11 protein-coding genes are annotated in these 17,901 nt (G+C 46.8%); all 11 read left to right on the top strand.

All coding sequences use genetic code 11. The features are described 5' to 3' along the window. Nucleotides 1-14 precede the first annotated feature (14 nt). The 11 genes from EFER_RS15655 to EFER_RS15605 all read left to right on the top strand — a co-directional run bounded on the left by EFER_RS15655 (nt 15) and on the right by EFER_RS15605 (nt 17,901). Nucleotides 15-887 carry a phosphorothioated DNA-binding restriction endonuclease gene (locus EFER_RS15655; RefSeq protein ID WP_000254911.1) on the top strand — a complete coding sequence of 291 codons (873 nt, stop codon included), beginning with the start codon at nt 15-17 and terminating at the stop codon, nt 885-887. A gap of 169 nt (nt 888-1,056) precedes the next feature. Further along, nucleotides 1,057-3,132, top strand: coding sequence for an McrB family protein (locus EFER_RS15650; RefSeq protein WP_000177019.1), 2,076 nt, complete (start codon nt 1,057-1,059; stop codon nt 3,130-3,132). Then, a complete protein-coding gene (locus EFER_RS15645; protein WP_000504874.1) occupies nt 3,125-4,468 on the top strand; it encodes an McrC family protein in 1,344 nt (447 codons plus the stop codon). The genes EFER_RS15650 and EFER_RS15645 overlap by 8 nt, the downstream gene beginning before the upstream one ends. After that, entirely contained in the window at nt 4,465-4,851 is a 387-nt protein-coding gene (locus tag EFER_RS15640) for a hypothetical protein (RefSeq protein ID WP_000148644.1), read from the top strand. The genes EFER_RS15645 and EFER_RS15640 overlap by 4 nt, the downstream gene beginning before the upstream one ends. Nucleotides 4,852-4,901: 50 nt before the next feature. Next, nucleotides 4,902-7,049, top strand: coding sequence for an HsdM family class I SAM-dependent methyltransferase (locus tag EFER_RS15635; RefSeq protein ID WP_001040177.1), 2,148 nt, complete (start codon nt 4,902-4,904; stop codon nt 7,047-7,049). Continuing rightward, nucleotides 7,049-8,620 (top strand): restriction endonuclease subunit S domain-containing protein, encoded by a 1,572-nt coding sequence (locus EFER_RS15630; RefSeq protein WP_000190891.1) that lies wholly within the window; start codon nt 7,049-7,051, stop codon nt 8,618-8,620. Before EFER_RS15635 ends, EFER_RS15630 begins: the two co-directional genes overlap by 1 nt. 17 nt (nt 8,621-8,637) lie before the next feature. Next, entirely contained in the window at nt 8,638-9,924 is a 1,287-nt protein-coding gene (locus EFER_RS15625) for a hypothetical protein (RefSeq protein ID WP_000377424.1), read from the top strand. Further along, complete coding sequence (locus tag EFER_RS15620; RefSeq protein ID WP_000007260.1) at nt 9,921-14,207, top strand: hypothetical protein; 4,287 nt, start codon at nt 9,921-9,923, stop codon at nt 14,205-14,207. Before EFER_RS15625 ends, EFER_RS15620 begins: the two co-directional genes overlap by 4 nt. Before the next feature lie 10 nt (nt 14,208-14,217). Beyond that, nucleotides 14,218-15,066 carry a hypothetical protein gene (locus EFER_RS15615; protein ID WP_000061128.1) on the top strand — a complete coding sequence of 283 codons (849 nt, stop codon included), beginning with the start codon at nt 14,218-14,220 and terminating at the stop codon, nt 15,064-15,066. 2 nt (nt 15,067-15,068) lie between these two features. Then, nucleotides 15,069-16,226, top strand: coding sequence for a hypothetical protein (locus EFER_RS15610; RefSeq protein WP_001004902.1), 1,158 nt, complete (start codon nt 15,069-15,071; stop codon nt 16,224-16,226). Then, the gene (locus EFER_RS15605) at nt 16,216-17,901 is read left to right on the top strand and encodes a helicase HerA domain-containing protein (protein WP_000323669.1); all 1,686 of its coding nucleotides are present in this window, start codon (nt 16,216-16,218) and stop codon (nt 17,899-17,901) included. The genes EFER_RS15610 and EFER_RS15605 overlap by 11 nt, the downstream gene beginning before the upstream one ends.

Here is a 17,901-nt window from a genome sequence, read left to right as displayed (position 1 = left end):
TGCCAGGGAAATCAATGGTTTCCAGTAAATCGCTACAGCAGGCAATTGCCAACATAAAAATTTGGCACAAGGGTGAACAGCGCGCGCCGCATAAGCCTCTGTTACTGCTATACGTATTGGCTGGCTACCAGCATGGGCATCCGCGCCTTTTCGATTATGGCTCGGAAATCTACGAACCTCTACACAGTTTACTGGAACGTTTCGGGCCACAGCGTTCGCAGTACCGACCTGATATGCCGTTCTGGCGATTACAAGGCGACGGATTCTGGCAATTACACAATGCCGAGCTTTGCTCAACAGCAGGTAGCAGCCGACAACCGCCAGTGAAGGAACTGACCGAACACCGCGTTGCAGGCGGTTTCGATGAACAGCACTATGCCCTGGTAACTGGCAATAAAAAACTCATCAATACCCTGGCGCAACAGATACTCGAAGCGCATTTTACCGAGAGTATTCAGGAGGAAATTGCTGACGAATTGGGTTTTGACCTCCAGCAAATCCGTAAACAACGCGACCCGTTATTTCGCAAAAATGTATTACGCGCTTATAACTACCAGTGCGCGATATGTGGCTTTAATATGCGCCACGATGACACCACCGTCGCGCTGGAAGCAGCACATATAAAATGGAAACAGCACGGTGGCCCTTGTGAAATCCCTAATGGCCTGGCGCTTTGCGCAATTCACCATAAAGCCTTTGATAAAGGATCGATTGGCCTGGATGAAAATATGCGGGTACTGGTCTCGGATGCGGTAAACGGCGGAGGGATCGTTGAGAGGTTATTCTGGGATTTTGACGGGAAAACTATTGCGTTGCCGCAGGTGCGTAAAAATTACCCGTATGAGGGATTTGTAGAGTGGCATCGGAAAGAGGTTTTTAGGGGGTGAGGTTGATAACAGCACTCACCCTACAACCTTACATTGTATTTAAATTAGAGCTGAGTTAACAGATAGTTGTATATATAATCGGCACTAGTAACAACGATTAACTCAATATAGTTAGAATGCCTCATATTAATTAAAGAATAAGTAATGCCACAACAGAGGAAAAGTCACGATGACTCTTGTAGATAGTGTCGAAGCAGGTAGGCTAACGATTAGTGAATTGATTGATGCCCTCGCGAAAGATAAAAATTACACAGCTTCCAAATGGTATCAGCGATACCGTGCATTTACGACTTTGCTACAGCAAACCTCAACTTTTACTGAGCCTGCAACAGATGGTCTGGTCAAACAGCTTTGGTATGAGCGTGACAACGGCATTGCAAGTATTCGCCAGGGCGTTCCATCCTTAGCAGAATATCAGCAAAGCCTGCCACTGCTTAGAGAACTAACTGAACGAATTCGGCAACAGCCGGATGAAGAAACTTACCAATATGTTGGCAATGCACTACAACAAGCTAAAGAAAACGGACTTCTCAAGCGTATGTATTGGAGTTTGAGAAATCGCGTCTTTGCCGCGTTCTCGCCAGAAAACTACACCAGTACTGTGGATGAGAATGCTTTTAATAAAGCAGCAGAATTCCTAAATCAGCACTTCCATCTCGGTTTGGCACTAACCGGAAATTGGTTACAGAAAAACTATGAATTGAAACAAGCCATACACGCCCAATCTCCTGACACAGATCCTTATTACGTGAATATGGCCATCTGGCATCTCTATGAATTGCTCCGTGAACGCGATAATGAACAAAAGCAGGAGAAAATAGCGAGCACTACATTCATAACCAGCAGTGAGCCCATCGAGAACAAGATCATCCTACATTCACCAACTAACGTGATCTTCTTTGGCCCCCCTGGCACTGGCAAAACCTTCAGGTTGCAGCAAAAAATGAAAGAGTACACTTCTCATGCTGTTCCAGCTGATCGTGATGCCTGGCTGGATTCTCGCCTTGAATCGTTGAATTGGATGCAGGTTATAACGCTGGTGCTGCTCGATCTTGGGAAACGAGCCAAAGTTCGCCAAATTATTGAACATATGTGGTTTCAACGTAAGGCATTATTAAACGGTCGTAATGGCAACCTATCGAATACAGCCTGGGCAGCTTTGCAATCCTATACAGTTCCCGAGTCGTTAACCGTTGATTATAAGAATCGGCGTGAGCCTGCCGTATTTAACAAAACAGATAACAGCGAATGGTTGCTAGTTGATTCACAGCTCGAGCAAGTGGAGGATTTGGTAGAGCTCTACGCCGAACTTAAACGTGGCCCTAAATCTGCCGAAGCCATCCAGCGTTTTGCGGTGGTTACGTTCCACCAATCTTACGGCTATGAAGAATTTATTGAAGGTATACGCGCTCGCTCTGATGAGAGTGGCAATATCTCTTATCCCATTGAACCGGGTATCTTTATGCGCCTTTGCCAACGTGCGAATGCCGATCCAGGACATCGCTACGCCATTTTTATTGATGAGATCAATCGCGGCAACATATCCAAGATCTTTGGTGAACTGATCTCACTCATTGAAGTTGACAAGCGTGCAGGCATGCCCAATGCAATGAGCCTGCAACTGGCTTATAGCGGTGATCACTTCAGCGTACCCGCCAATGTCGATATCATCGGAGCCATGAATACAGCGGACCGTTCTTTAGCTCTGATGGACACGGCTTTGCGCCGTCGCTTTGACTTTGTCGAAATGATGCCCGATCTCTCTTTACTGAGTGGAGCTAAGGTGAAAGGCATAGAGCTCGAGTCGTTGTTAGAGAAACTCAATAGCCGCATCGAGGCTCTTTACGATCGTGAACATACGCTGGGGCATGCGTTCTTTATGCCGGTAAAAAATGCACTCGATGCCGATGATGAAGAAGCTGCGTTTAAACAATTGAAGATCGCATTCCAGAAAAAGATCATTCCGCTTTTACAGGAATACTTTTTCGATGACTGGAACAAGATCCGGTTGGTGCTGGCAGACAATCAAAAGCAAGACGACAACCTGCAATTCGTGATTGAGAAAACCGACGATCTCGATACGCTTTTTGGTAACAACCATGGTTTACGACGCCATGATCAGCAATCAACAGCTTACGAGCTCAAAGATTTCGATCAAGAGATCTGGAATATTCCACAGGCTTATCGTTCAATTTATCAGCCCCAGCAGACTCCCCTTGATGAGCAGGCTGTAAATCATGGGTGAAGTTATCTCCGTTTTTGAATATGACCTACTGGGGAGTGACAAAGCGGCTTCAATTGGCGCAAAACCGGTGCCTCCACTGGTCTTTAATTATTTAGAAGCGCTTAGCCTGGCAAGTAATCAAGGGAGCCAGCTCCTCAAACTCACCTCTCGTTCAGGCTTCAAATTGCTTCAGGTGCAAAACTACGCGGGGATGCTTTCAACACCTCACGGTTTCCAGCTTGAGATACTGCCCAAGGTTGGTAAAAACCTCACAGCGGCTAATGCACGTCAAACATTACTGACGATGCTAAGCCATCTGCCTGGGTTTCGACATATTCAAACCCAGCAAGCCACTCTTCAGGCTCAGCGTATACCTTTGCTTGAGATTTTTATTCACCAGTTTTTGCATAGCGTCAGCCAATTGCTTAAACAGGGTTTACGCTCCGACTATGTGAGCAAGCAAGGTAATCTGGCTTTTATGAAGGGCAAGTTGATGCTTTCTGCACAGCTGCGACATAACGCGGTGAATCGCCATAAGTTTTGTGTCGATTATGATGACTACATGCCTGATTGTGCAGCCAATCGGCTCTTACACTCCGCGCTAGATAAGCTTCTTAGTCTAAAGCTGTCATCAGAGAATCAACGCTGGCTTTACGAACTGCGCTTTGCGTTTGACGGTATTCCACTTAGCCGGGATATTGAACGTGATATAAACAACTTACGCCTCGAGCGTGGTATGGCTCATTACAACGAGCCAATGGCATGGGCGCAATTGATCCTGAGGGGAATGAGCCCGAGTGCTTTGCAGGGAAACACTAAAGCGATATCACTTTTGTTCCCTATGGAAGCAGTATTTGAATCCTTTGTGGCACAGACCCTACCCGACGAGTTACCACCTCACCTCAAAGTTTTACCTCAAGCAGCAACTTATTCTTTGGTAAAGCATGGACTTAAAGATTGCTTTAAGCTTCGCCCCGACTTACTGATTCAATCACACAAACCAGTTCAAACCAAAATGGTGATGGATACAAAATGGAAGCTGGTGAATAGCAGCCAGCAGACAAAATCACTCTATGGACTGGCACAAGCTGACTTCTATCAAATGTTTGCCTACGGACAAAAATATCTTGGTGGGAATGGCGAAATGTATCTGATTTACCCTGCGCATGATGACTTTAGCCAACCGATACCGCAGCATTTTGCTTTCTCGGAGACTTTAAAATTATGGGTTGTGCCATACCGGATAATGGCAAAACGCGGTGAGAGGATGATGTGGCCGAATGACGTGTCCTGTACAATGAGCCCCAAACTGGATCGGATGGCTGCTTCAGTATCCTATAGTGGAGGCATGAGATGACCCATGAATACCAGCGACAAAGCCTGGAACAACTAATTACTCAGCAAACAGCAACTCCCAGAAGCGCCGCCGTTGTATTTAATGAGAACCAAACCCTCTGGCAAACACTTGGCTTTAGCCAGTCTCAAGTTTCGCTATGGCTTGCCTCATTGCCTCAAAGTAATCATCTAAAAGGGCCCACAACGGCAACGTACCAGGTTATACCAGATATCGCGGCACATTTGGTATCATTGTTGCATCAAGCTGGTGGGCGCATGCCCCTTGCACAAGTACTGAAAAAGCTCCCTGCTGGTATTACGACCAGTGAACAGCAGATACGCAAACTGGCACAGAAGCACGCGCAGATAGAGATTAAAGGCCCCTTGCTGGTACTGATAAATTAGCCGGCATTTGTAGTAACCATTGGCTGTATTAAAGGATTTTAGAAAACATCATGGCAAAAGAAGCAAAAAAACAAGACCCGCAACAGCAGCTAGAAGCACTGTTCAATAAACTGGTCAAACAGCACTCCGAGTTTACTCAGCCATTGGTCGAATTACCCGAGCATGAATTCGCCAAGGCTGGTCTCATTCAAGGCCTGGTTGAAGGCAACTTAACGCCACCAGTCATGTTGATTGCGCTGACAGAAGGCCATTGGGAATACGCCGCTGACACTGCAAAGTTTGATGATTTAGCCTATCAGCTGTTAAGTGATATCGAAGGTGACTGGCCAGTATATGCCGTTGTGGACGATGGCTTGAACCAACGTATTTTGGCCTTGTTCGGTGCCGATGGATCTGACGGTACCCACGGTGCAGATACCCTGCCTGGTCTGGAAGAATTACGTAGCTTTGATCGCATGGAGCGTGATCCAACCTTTCGCTGGTCGATGCGTGTTTATACACGCTTAATGCAGCGATTTGATGCCTTCCATGAAAATGTTTATCGCGTTACCAAAGACAAGGTAAACGACAAGAACGACATTATTGAGGAAGTGGCTAAGCTTCTGTTTTTAGAAACTTTCCGCCTGCATCACGATGAAGACCTTACCTTTAAAGATGATGAGGGAAATACCCTGCGTTTTCGTGATGTCTTTGATTGGCAATATGTGGAGAGCCACGGCGATAAAGCCGTTGCCCAAATCAAAGCCGCCTTTGAGGAATTTAAAAATCACGAAAACTACGTTGTGATCTCAGATGATGGCTCACGTAACCCCATCTTTAGTAAAGAAACACACCTGCGACTGTCTGTTGCGAAAAACTATCAGGATTTGCTGGAAGCAATACAAAACCTGGGTCCGGTAAAAACCAACGACGGTAAAATCGCTAAAGAACACGGCACGTTGGCTGATGTGTCAGGAGATTTACTCGGCAGAGTGTTTGATGTATTCCTACGCGCTAACTTTGAATCCAAAGGTGGCCTTGGCGTTTATTTAACACCAAACCCAGTAAAACAGGCCATGCTTGAAATTGCTATGCACGACATCGACGATGACGATGAAATGCGATCGCGCTTAGCCAATGGCGATTTTCGTTTCTGCGACCCCACCTGTGGCTCCTTTGGTTTTGGCTCGGTGGCGTTAAGCCAGATTGATAAATGGATCGATTTTAAGCTGGTGCTGGCCGACGATAAAAAAGAATCATTGAAACAAAAATTACGCGACTGTGCATTTACCGGTGCCGATGCTGCACCACGCATGGTAATGCTGGCCCGCGTGAATATGGCATTGCAAGGTGCCCCCAAAGCGCAGATTTTTTATACCGACAACTCACTCACTACTAACGCTCTGAAGCCGAATAGCTTTGACCTGATTTGCACCAACCCGCCGTTCGGTACGCCTAAATTTGATAAAGGCAAAAATGGTCAAAACTCAAAAGCCAATTACGAAGCCAATATGGAGCAAGTGCTCGGTGGTTTTCGTCCGACCAAAAAAGTCGTTGATAGCTACAACGCCTGGTATGACCACGTAAAAATGAAGTGGGAGGATATCGGTGATTTAGAGCTGGATGAAAACGGCGAGCCTAAATGGGCGGGCTATCGTACCGATTTGCGCAGAACGGGCGGGACTGATAAAAAGCCGTTTTACAGCCTGCAGCCTACAACCGCAGGGCTCGCGCTGGGCAGCAAGCCCGATAGCAAGGGCAACTGGCAACCGGTAGGTGCCACTATTGACCCAGCAGTACTTTTTATCGACCGCTGCCTGCAACTGCTTAAACCCGGAGGCCGTCTGTTAATAGTGCTGCCCGATGGTATTTTATGTAACTCCGGCGACCGTTATGTCCGCGAGTACATTATGGGGAAAAAAGACGAAAAAACCGGCGAGTTTGTTGGCGGTAAAGCCATTGTAAAAGCAGTAATTTCATTGCCGAGCGACTGCTTTAAGCTCTCAGGCACAGGCGCCAAAACCTCGATTTTGTATTTGCAAAAACGCCATGCTAACCCCAAACAGCCAGAGCAATTTTTGCCCGAGCCACAAACTGACGTGTTTATGGCAGTAGCTGAAACCTTGGGCTACGTGGTGAAAAACAATATCGAAGACTATAACGCCGGTGTCGCTAACGATCTGGATAAGATTGTGTCGGCTTATAAGCGGGGGGAATGATGGCAACTATTTTTAAAAGAACACCCGAACAATTGTCTGAAAGGCGGATTGATCCTTGGCACTATCAACCGCGATTTGAAAGACAAATTAATAAGATAAAAGACAACCTAGGTGCTTTGCCCCTGGAAGCGGTAATTGATTCAAAGCGCGGGGTGGCTAGTGGCGCAACACCTTTAGGAGCAAATTATTTAGAAAAAGGCCGTGTTAAGTTTTATCGTACTTCTGAAGTTGAAGAAATGTTCTTGCAAGCTGAAGAAGCTGTTTTTATTAACGATGAAGATGATGAAAAATTAAAGCGCAGCCGATTAGTGGATGGCGACGTTTTACTTACTATTACTGGTGCAAAATTTGGTAAATCGGCTGTTGTGTCAGCTAAACATCTACCGGCCAACATTAGTCAGCACTCAGTCAGATTCAAGCCCGATCCCAAAAAAGTTGACGCCTATTTCTTGGTGGCATATTTGAATAGCAAAACCGGACAAGTAGCGATCTGGAAGGAGGCATATGGCGCAACTCGCCCTGCAATTGACTTCCCAAGTGTCCGCTCGCTAGCAGTTCCTAAAGTTTTACCTCTAGCCCAAAAATACATCGGGGATAAAGTTCGCCAAGCCGAGCAACTGCGCGTTTGGGCGAAGAGGCTCAATTCGGTTTTACAGTCACAAATTCACTCTGTATTTAAAGGTGATCCTAAGCCAGAAAAAAGAATTGGTAAGGTTATATCAATTCAACAACTATCCTCCCTGAGGCTGGAGGCTGAATACTATGGTGATTTAGAGCTTTGGGCGGAACTCGAAATTAAGAACTCTCCTTTTCCGAATAAACCACTCGGGGAGTTATCTTCAAGAATTAAAGATGGTCCTGGCGGATGGGCGGTGTCTACAAGCGACTATAGACCATCAGGCATTCCAGTTATAAGAAGTGTTAATTTAATCGACGGTCGCTGCGAATTAGAGGACTGCGTTTTCATCTCTAAGGAAAAGCATAATGATCTGAGATCGCATCAAGTAAAGCCTGGTGGTCTTTTGCTTTCTGTTCGAGGAACAATCGGCCGCGCTGCTGTATTTGACAGCGAGAAATACAGCACTGCTAGCCTGAATGCGGCGGTTGTAACTATTGACTGCAAACCAACTATAAACCCGTACTATTTAGCAGCATTTTTAAACTCAGAAGTTGGAAGGATTCAATCGAACCGAATTGCAAACGGCGCAGTTCAATTAAATATGAATTTAAAAGAAACAGCATCAAACTTAATTGTTATACCGCCTATTAATTTACAAGAAACTATCGCGGCAACTTTCCTATCCAAAAACCGAGCTATTATCTTAGCTAATTTATTAATTCAGTCCGCCAAAACCCTGGTCGAAGCCCTCATCGAAGGCCAACTGACTGAGCAACAATTAATCCAGGCCCAACAGGCCCTGGAAGATGGCGACAACAGCTTAGATCAGGCGATTTTAAGTAAACTGAGCGCTGAGGGGTATGCCATAGAAGGCGCCACACCGCTATTTGGCGATGTGGATGAGTTATACAGTTTGCTGGAAGAGGCGGGGCAAGCGGAGGCTGAAGAGTAAAGATGGAGACAAGGGGCATGGACAGCATTACAACCAGGCAAAATAACGACCCCGTAAATAGCGAAGTGGCACTTGACCTCTGCCTGCAGCTTTGGCGGCAAGGCGGTTTAATCGCCAGTAAAGCAGCGTTGTTACTGGCGGCTGTGCCTGCCTTTAGATCACTGCTACAACCAATAATACAGCCGAAAAAGAACGACGCTGAAACGGATATCGTTAGCGCCTTTAGCCTCACTGCACCATTGCTTGATGCCTTTAGTGATTTAAGCCAGTCAGGTGAATGGCAATTAGCGTTGTTGGGCTTAAACCCAGATGTTCGCCAACATTGGATAAATTTAGCCGCCGCTCGCTGCCAGGAAGCTGGCGCGATGAGTGACCCAATGGTATTGGTTAAACTCATTCAGCAACTGGGCAATGCCAGTGAATGGGTCTTAGCCAAGTTGGAAAACGCAGACTTCTCACCACAAATCATTGCAAGCCCATTGGCGCAAACCGAACGGGATTTACTCGGTCATAGCCTAAACGACAATGCAGCCATTCCCGCTCTATGCCGTATTTTGCGCACCAGCCATACCTTGTTTACCGTGAGCGAACAAAATGAACCACCGGCACCTATACAAGCGGTGGATGTCACCGCAAAACAACTGACAAATAACTGGTGTAGTGGGCGGTTGTTAGCACTCCCCAATACATTGCTTAATGAACATGACCTGAAACCTAATGCCGATTGGTTATTGGTGTCCCGCTCGGGTCATGACAACGTGCCGCTTACCAAGCTATTCGCCCAACAGCCCTGGTTATTTTTACTCAGTCTCATTGTCTTTGTGCAAGATGCCTGGGCTGCCGAGCAACGTGGCGGTTTGTTGCTCACCTTACCTGCCGGGCAAAATGCCTTTGCCCCCGGTCAAATAAATGTGGCGGTACAAGGCATTGAAGGTGATGAGGTTAGTCTGGGTAGTTTGGCCGAGTTTCTTGTGCTTCTGCTCGGTGAGCTCAATATCCCCCTCTATCCAGCACTCGATGTGAACACGGAAAGCATCAACCGCCTAAACCACGTCCTGAGCTCATTCATTGCCGAATTGTTGGCAAAAAAAATCTGGCAATTTACCGAGGCGGGTCGTGGTGAGTCCGGCCAATATCGAATTCATACAAGCTTCAGCGATGCCTGTTATAGCCTGCCGTTAGCACCACTATTTGGCTACAAAAGCCAAACGTTACAACGGGCCATTAAGCAACTGGCGCAAAACTGCTATGCCAATAAAAAACGCGCCGCCAATAGAATAAACCTTCAAGGATCGTCGTTATGAGTTTTGAATTAAACGAACAGATGGTTGATAGCCTGGCAAAACAACATCGCTGGGCGGCGACGGGTGTATCAGATTATCCACCTCGCGACCCGTTAGTGGGCCAGAGCCGCTTTTTTAAACGCTTTCAAACCTTTTTGCATACGGTGGATCACGACGATGATCGCTTTGCCCATGTGTTTGCCGTCGAAGCCGAATGGGGTCGGGGTAAATCACGTTTAGGCCATGAATTGGTCGCACAAATTAACGACTGCTCCAGGGGCTGGTTTGTCCGCGACGAACAAGGCCAACTGCACGATAAGCAGCTGTTTAATCGCGACACGCAAGACAAATACCTGGCGCTCTACATTCGCTACTCGCAAGTGGCATCAGATTATCAAAACTCGGATAACTGGTTTGCTTTTGGTTTATATCAGGCGCTATTACCACTGGCCACCCAAACCTTTGATGGATCGATTCAAAGTGAAATTGCCAAACAAGCCTATGAACGCTTAATGCCATTTGGCTTTAAATCTGAACTGTTAGCAGACGCCTTACAGCTGAACGCCAACCACAGCGAAGAAGACCTCTATACTGACCAAACGCTGGTAGTCAGTTTGGTGCAAGCCGCCTATAAAGTATTAAAGAGTTTTGGCGTGCAGTATATGTTGGTGGTGCTGGATGAGCTGGAAACCGTTGCAGAAGCCGCCACCTTTGGCCTGGAAGATGAACAAGATAAACGCCTCGATGGCCAGGCCATTCGCCTGATTGGTAAAGCAATTAAAGAGGAAGACCCTCGGCGTAAACTTCCATGGTTGCGCTATGTGGCGCTGTGTTCACCACTGCTTGGCCAGCAATTGCGCGAAATTCAATCTGTCGCACGCCGCTTTGAGTTAGTAGAACTTGAGCATAATGCCTTTGCCGATGTATCAGACTATGTGGCAAGCCTCTTAAAAGACGGCAAACTGGGTTTTAATTACCCTGCTGGTTTAGTGGAAGCTGCATACGCCATGAGTGGTGCCAACTTCGGTTGGTTTAACGTGGTCATGGCTAATGTGGATGCAGTGCTGAGCCAATACCAACAAGCAGGCCGCAGTATCAAGGATGTGGGCGATTTATTTGAAGCTGTGCTGGCAGGCTCTGGCCGCGTGGCCAGGCATGTGCTGGATAAAGGTGCGATAGAAGGCATTCAAACCCGCGACCAGGCACTATTGACCGAATGCCGTACTTTGCTATACGGCCAATTACCCGTGCGCTTAACTGAAGTGAGCCATGCAACTGAATTGCTGGCGCTGAAAAACGAAGATCTGGAACCCATAGCCGCTCATTACCGCAAACTAAGCATTGACCGCCTACAGTGCCGACAAGCCCTGGAGCAAGCCAAATTCCGCCGCGATAAAGATGAATGGTACTACCCTGCAGTAGATCAAGCGCTGAACTTAGACACTTTGCTGGATAACCTGCGTACTTTTTCGATTAAAGAACAAGCCGCAAGTGGTGATAAAGGCGCAGTATTACTGCCTCTGTCAAAAGGTGAGTTTAAATACTTACTCAGCTTGCTGTATGACCACCCAGCGATTGAATTCGCTGCCGATGCCTTATGGCACAAGCTAGTGGGTGAAACTACCGAACTGGACGCCAGCGAAGCAACGCATATTGGCCCCAGTGTGGCGATGTTACTGCGCCTGGATTTGCGCTATCGCAGTGCCCAGCAGAACTCACTGATTTTTAAAGATCCCGCCATGGGCGACGCTCATGAACAGGCAATGAGTGAACTTAGCAAACAAAGTAGCCAGAAGCCGCTCATCAAGCTATTAGCTCGTGTAACGGGTTTTGTGAGATTACTGGATAACAACTGGACCTATGATGAAAACTTACTGAGTAATAAAGCGGGCAGCGACGATGCACCTTTGGCCATTTTAACCGAGCCCCGTGGCCGCCAGGGTGGTTTACTTACCCTGGATGGATTTAAGCTTCACCCAGAAGGTAAAGCCTTGTTTGCCTGGGTCAGCAACCTAATTGAGCTGAACAATCTTCACACCTTTGCGGCAAACCACAGCCACCAAAATGGTCGCACGCCAGTATTAGCGTTAACTGCTTCTGCACATCTCATGGAGCAATACAGCCGACTGGATGAAAGAAATGAGTTGCGTGATGCGATACTGCTGCATTATGTCAACCCAAGCGAAGCAGACCAGTTAGAGCGTATTGGCTTAAGTTTGGCAGCATGTCAGTTGCACGGCGTGAATTTAACTGCCGACAGCTTTACCGCGAAATTCAAAAACAAGCTGCATGCCTTGACAACCTTTGCCACGGACGCCATTCACAAGTGGCGCCAGCGTTTGCAGCAGCGCGGTTTAATTGCCTGGCCGTTAAAGGTAGATGGTAAATTATCATCGAATGACCGAGACCTGTTGTTTAAAGGCTGGTATCAGCTGGCCATTGCTCACCCTGAGTTAAATGGCATTCTCGATTTACAGCAGCAACACGGCGTGCCAGTGAATGAGCTGAGCAGCTTGTTGGATAAGCTTAAGGTGCCGGGCAGCTATATTGCCAAAGGCTACACGGCCGATGAACATGCCGGGCTATTTACTGAACTTAATAATGTGCAGCGAAGCCAGGCGCAGATCCCATTATTTTTAGCCCGTATTGCTCATCCTAATAAAAAGCACAAGTGGCAATTCGAAGGCTTTAAGCAGCAGTTTTATTTCGCCTATGTGGCTGAAACGAGTATTACTGCCAAAGGCGTGTTTAATGACTGGATGTGGTGGTGTGGAGAGCTGAACTTACTCACTTTAACCAATCCAACAGAAAAACAGGCAATTTGGGAGCACTACCCGCGCTCCCGCTTAGAAAATGCCATTAGAGAAGCGCAAAACTGGTTCCGCGGTAACGATATGGGCAGCTACGCAGCCAATGTGGAAGTCATGAGCCGCGTGTATGGTTATGCACGCATTAATGAAATGTTCGCGCCACTGGGTAAAAATAAGCTGGGGTTTGTCACCGTAGAAGCTAAAGAGCAGTTGGAAAAAGCACAATCACTATTTAACGTGCTCAAACAGCAAGAAGAACAACTGGCTGATATGGCCGAGGCCAATGACACGCAAGTACTGGCTGGGCTTATCCACAAACGTGCTGAAGTGCTGGAACTGGTAGCAAAGGTTAAACCGCTTAATAGTTCCAGGCCTATGCTAAAAGATGCTCATATTCTCAGCTTAGAAGACAAAACGACCTCGCTTTATCAACGGATTGAACAGGCCTGTTTATTTGCCGAGTTTGTTGAGCGCAGCGCTGAGCGTATCAACAACCGACTCGCTGATTTAATCATAGATGTTGAAACAGAGTGTGCCCCGCTGACGAATTTCCCGAAACGTCTGTACACCAACACGCTGCGCACTATAGGTCATATTTTAGATGGAGCGTTAAAAGACGATACCAGCAGTGCCACTGGCCGAAAAGAGCAGCAAGCAGACAGCGATACCTTACTGCATTACCTGCGTAAACTCGATTTAGGTAGAGCGCATGACAAGCTTTCAGCCTTAGCGCAAGAAGTGGGTTTAAACCTGCACAATGATCAACAGTTGCCGATAGCGGAGATTCAGGGGCATATTTTGTCCAGCTACCGCAACTGCAAAGAACGATTTAGTAAGCTGGTTAATAACCTCACAGAGCAAAAACTACGTGCACAACAACTGCAAGAATGGCTTAGTAGCGCCACGGCTGAGTATCAGTTCACCGATGACATTGCAGAGCTACCAAAACTGGTAATGAAATTACAGCTCATTGAAGATGCTACTGCCGATCTCCCCAACGATGCCGAGAGCAAGCGTCAAAGTATGCAAAACAGTTTGCGCAATGGGCAGTTTTCATCGTTACGGGATTTACCAGAAGAGCTTTTAAAACCGGCACGCGGTCAACTTACACCGATTCAAGGCCAGCTACTTAAAATTGAAGAGCGTCTAAACCAAGTAAGACGCAACTCCATCGCGCAGGTAAACAGCTGGCTGCCGTTATTAAAACCGCTATTGGCTTCTCAAAAGCAAGCGGAACCAGCAGCGTTGACTCTGGAGGATGTGAGCAATTTGGGTGTCAGAGAACTTCAACAGGTGTGTGAAAGCACCCAGGCCAAATGGCAGAGTCAAGGTGAGCAGATATTAAAAAATACAGGCTTAACACTGGCGGATTGGCAACCGATTTATCAGGCTTTGAGCCAAAATCAGGAACCCGTGTTAACACCTGAGCAACAGAAAGGACTTGTAGACAAAGGTATTCTAAAAATGCGCCTTACCTTTGCCACTGGTTTATAGAGGTGACGCGATGAGTCTTTATTTATCTGCGGCACTGGCCAGTAATCGTAAAGGCCGTTTTTTGCAAACTGTTGCGGGGGCTACTCCCTTAACGAAGGATTGGATTAGCTCGCCGCCAGCCAGTGGTTTGTTAATAGTGCAAGCAGAAGAGTTGACTGACGCTAATACTATGCAGCACCTGTATCACTGGGCTATGCAGGCAGGTTGTGCCGCTTTGGTAATAAACCTGAAAGCTGAACAATTTACCTTATTAGCGCAATTGCCCTCCCCACTGGATTGGCAGTTAGTACCAGCTATCTTGAGGGTGCAGGAACCGGAGCTAACCGCTTTGCTAGCCAGTGAAACAGACCAGGCTATTGCTGGCTTTACTGGCAGTGCAGATCGCCACCAACACCAGGCCGGTGATGTAGTGCATACCCGCTACATACGAAAACACAGCAACAGTGGGCTATTAGCTTTTACCACGTTACCTTTGTGGTCGCTGACTTTACTCGATCATAGTGAGCTCCTGGTGAGCTGGTTGAATTGGTTTGTGGACCATGCAGGCATTGCTGAACGAATAATCGAACCTAAAGCGCCATCGACTGACTACACGCCAGATAAGCACGATCTGGTTGTATTGCTATTACTCTACGCTGGCGGTGGCATGAGCTTACAAGCGTTGTCTGAGCATAATGCGGTTAAGCTGATGTTTGATGTTAATAGCCTTGATATTGTCAAGCGGGGTGAGATGTTGCGGCAGCACGATTTTATCGACGACGCGGGCATAACAACTACAGGTAAAACATGCCTACAAACCTCGCAATATTGGGCTTATGCCCCATTACTTAGCGAGCAGCTACACACAGGAATGCTATAAGCATGAATGAGAACAAAACGATGAATTTAGCGCAATCGCTCGCCATCGATAGCCAGCTTCGCTTACCGGGAAGTGCAGGACGCTTGCTTAAACAGGTCCGTGATATTGAGCAAGTGGCGCCGCTGTTCCGTGATGCTGGCTTAGTGAAAGCGGTCCCCAAGCCCACAATTGTTAATTTACGCGTAGCCGGTATTGCGACTAAATCGTGCTTAGACAAGGTATTGGGTGGTTTTATTTATGCCAGTGCAGCAGTGCGCACAGATTTGTTAATAGATGACAATAAAGTCAGCACGGTGGGTAGCGACTCGATATCAGAACTGGATGATATTGATTTTGAAGCTCAGCGTAAACGGCTTGATTTAATTGAAATTCGTCAGGCTTATCAGTTAGTTGAGAAAAAACTTTTAAGTTATGAGCCTGGCGATTTAATTTTGCTGGATACGCCGTTGTTTTTAGCACGGGATATGGCTCCGCTGGAGCGAAATGTCCGTCATAAACAAGAGTACGAAAAAACCAGACAAGTGATAGAAACTTTTTGGCAAAACCATCGCTCCAGAATTTTTCCCTGGAATCAAAATGGTGTAGTACTTGCGAGCATTTTGGCTGAGCGCTTTAGTGCCATTGTAAGTATCGCCAAACAAGATTTACGTACCGAACAAGGCCGCAAACAAATTTTAGCATCTGATGGGTTTTCTAAAGAGTTGATGCAAAATCTGGAAGGACTGGATGAAAGTTTGGTTGGCGTGGGGGATTTGCGATTTATCAATGGCATTTTAGGCAACTATTCGCGCACCATCGCATTTCGTTTGTCTGAACAAGAAAAGCGCATTGAACCCAATATTGAAGCTAAGCAAGGTCTAATTGGTTTTCACTTCCGTAGTGCCCGAGGTGGACAGATAAAAATGGTGCAATTAGCGGGTGACGAACCAGAATGGAAAAGTGCTGATCTCGATTTAGTTGCCTCTCGCCTGATGGTGCTGGATATGCAAAACAAAGGTAATGCAATGCCGTTGCCACAATTACTTGGTTATCAACAGCTTGGTATTTTACCTAAATTTGCTACGTTTTATCGCCAGGGTTTACACCAGGCACTAAAGAATAATGATATTGAGGCAGGGTGGTTGGCAGGCCTCGATGAGGGATTGAATAATGGCTTATAAAGTTTTAGGTAAATTAGTCGGTAACACTGGTGATGCCAGTCAGTTAACTATGGTTGTGCAAGACTCGTTTTCAGTACGCCGTGGTGAGTTTGTACGCATTATGCACCAGGAACGCAAAGATGAGGGGCAAGTCGCCGTACTGGGGCGAGTGACCAAGATAAGCCGTACTAATATGCTCTATAACGCCGGCTTTGGCGATGGTGTAACCGAGCTTGAACTTTTGCCCGGTGCGAATGTAACTGGTGAGAATATGTTTGCTCAGGTCGAGCTGGTTGGTTACCGCGATCCTGTTACTCGTCAAATCAAAATTCCACGTCGCCCGCTTAACCCGGGTACCGCTGTTGAAACCGTCGATTTTCAGTTTTTGAGTGATTTTTACGAATTTAATGAACACTCCAGTTTGCACTTGGGTAACTTAGTAGGCTACGACAAAGGTGAGAATACAGTTCCTGTTTTTATTGACGTGAACAAGTTGGTCACTGAGCATTTGGCTGTTCTGGCAATGACGGGTTCAGGTAAGTCTTATACAGTTGGCCGCATTATTGAGCGTTTAGTTGCGGTTAATAACGGTACGGTAGTAGTATTTGACCCACATGGTGAATACGGTAAAGCCCTCGCTGGCGGTAATCTGCAATTCTCAAGCCTCTTAGAAGCCACTGACGATAAGCGTGATCAAGAAGCACTGCCACTGATAAAACAGACCTTTGAAAAGCTGCAGACCGCCGGTGCAGGTATTCAGGTTTACTCGCCGCAGCACGAATCTTTTAAACATAAATACGCCAGTAAGAATACGCCATTAGCGCTTCAGTTTGACCATTTTGAAATGGACGATATTGCTGAAATATTACCTGGCTTAACGGAACCGCAGCAACGAGTACTCGATGTTGCAATTCGTTATTGGCGCTCTGCAGATAAGACTGAGCCACGAGATATTAACCGCCTACGCTTCTTATTAGGTGATGGTATTGAAGAGTTAAAAGAGTGGGACGACCTTTCTGAAGCTGAGGCGAAGGCGTTATCAGGCCGTAGTGCCGCCGTCGCCTCGATGAAGCTTTCACGCGTGCTTAATGAAGCTAAAAGTTTTTACAGCGCAACAATGGCTGAGCCAACTGATATTTACAAAATGGTGGGCCGCCCGAGCAATCAACAGGGGCGTTTAGTTGTTGTTGACTTACAAGGTTTGAGTGATACCGCTAAGCAAGTCATTTGTGCACTGTTATCTAGTGAAATATTAAAAGCAGCCTCGAGCAAAACGGACCCGCTGCGCCCATGCTTTATCATTTACGAAGAGGGCCATAATTTTGCCCCGGCCGGCGGCAACGCAGTCAGTCACCGCATTATTAAAAAGATCGCCGGTGAAGGTCGTAAATTTGGTGTTGGATTTGGCATTGTGAGCCAGCGTCCATCGAAATTAGATTCAGATGTGACCTCTCAGTGCAATACGCTAATTACGATGCGCTTAAAGAACCCAGACGATCAACGATTTATAGCTAAAGCATCAGATATGGTGAGCAAAGCTGATCTGGAGGAACTCCCGAGTTTATCAACCGGTGAAGCTTTGGTGTGTGGTCGTTCAATCCCTGCACCACTGCTTGTTAAAGTTGGTAGTAAGGCATTAATTCACGGTGGTGAATCACCAGAGGTACTGCGTGTTTGGGGCTCTTTCAGTGGCTAA

It is taken from the genome of Escherichia fergusonii ATCC 35469, from assembly GCF_000026225.1.
Lineage (GTDB): Bacteria > Pseudomonadota > Gammaproteobacteria > Enterobacterales > Enterobacteriaceae > Escherichia > Escherichia fergusonii.
The sequence above is the reverse complement of the archived record's forward strand: the minus strand, read 5'-3'. Positions and strand labels throughout refer to the sequence as shown.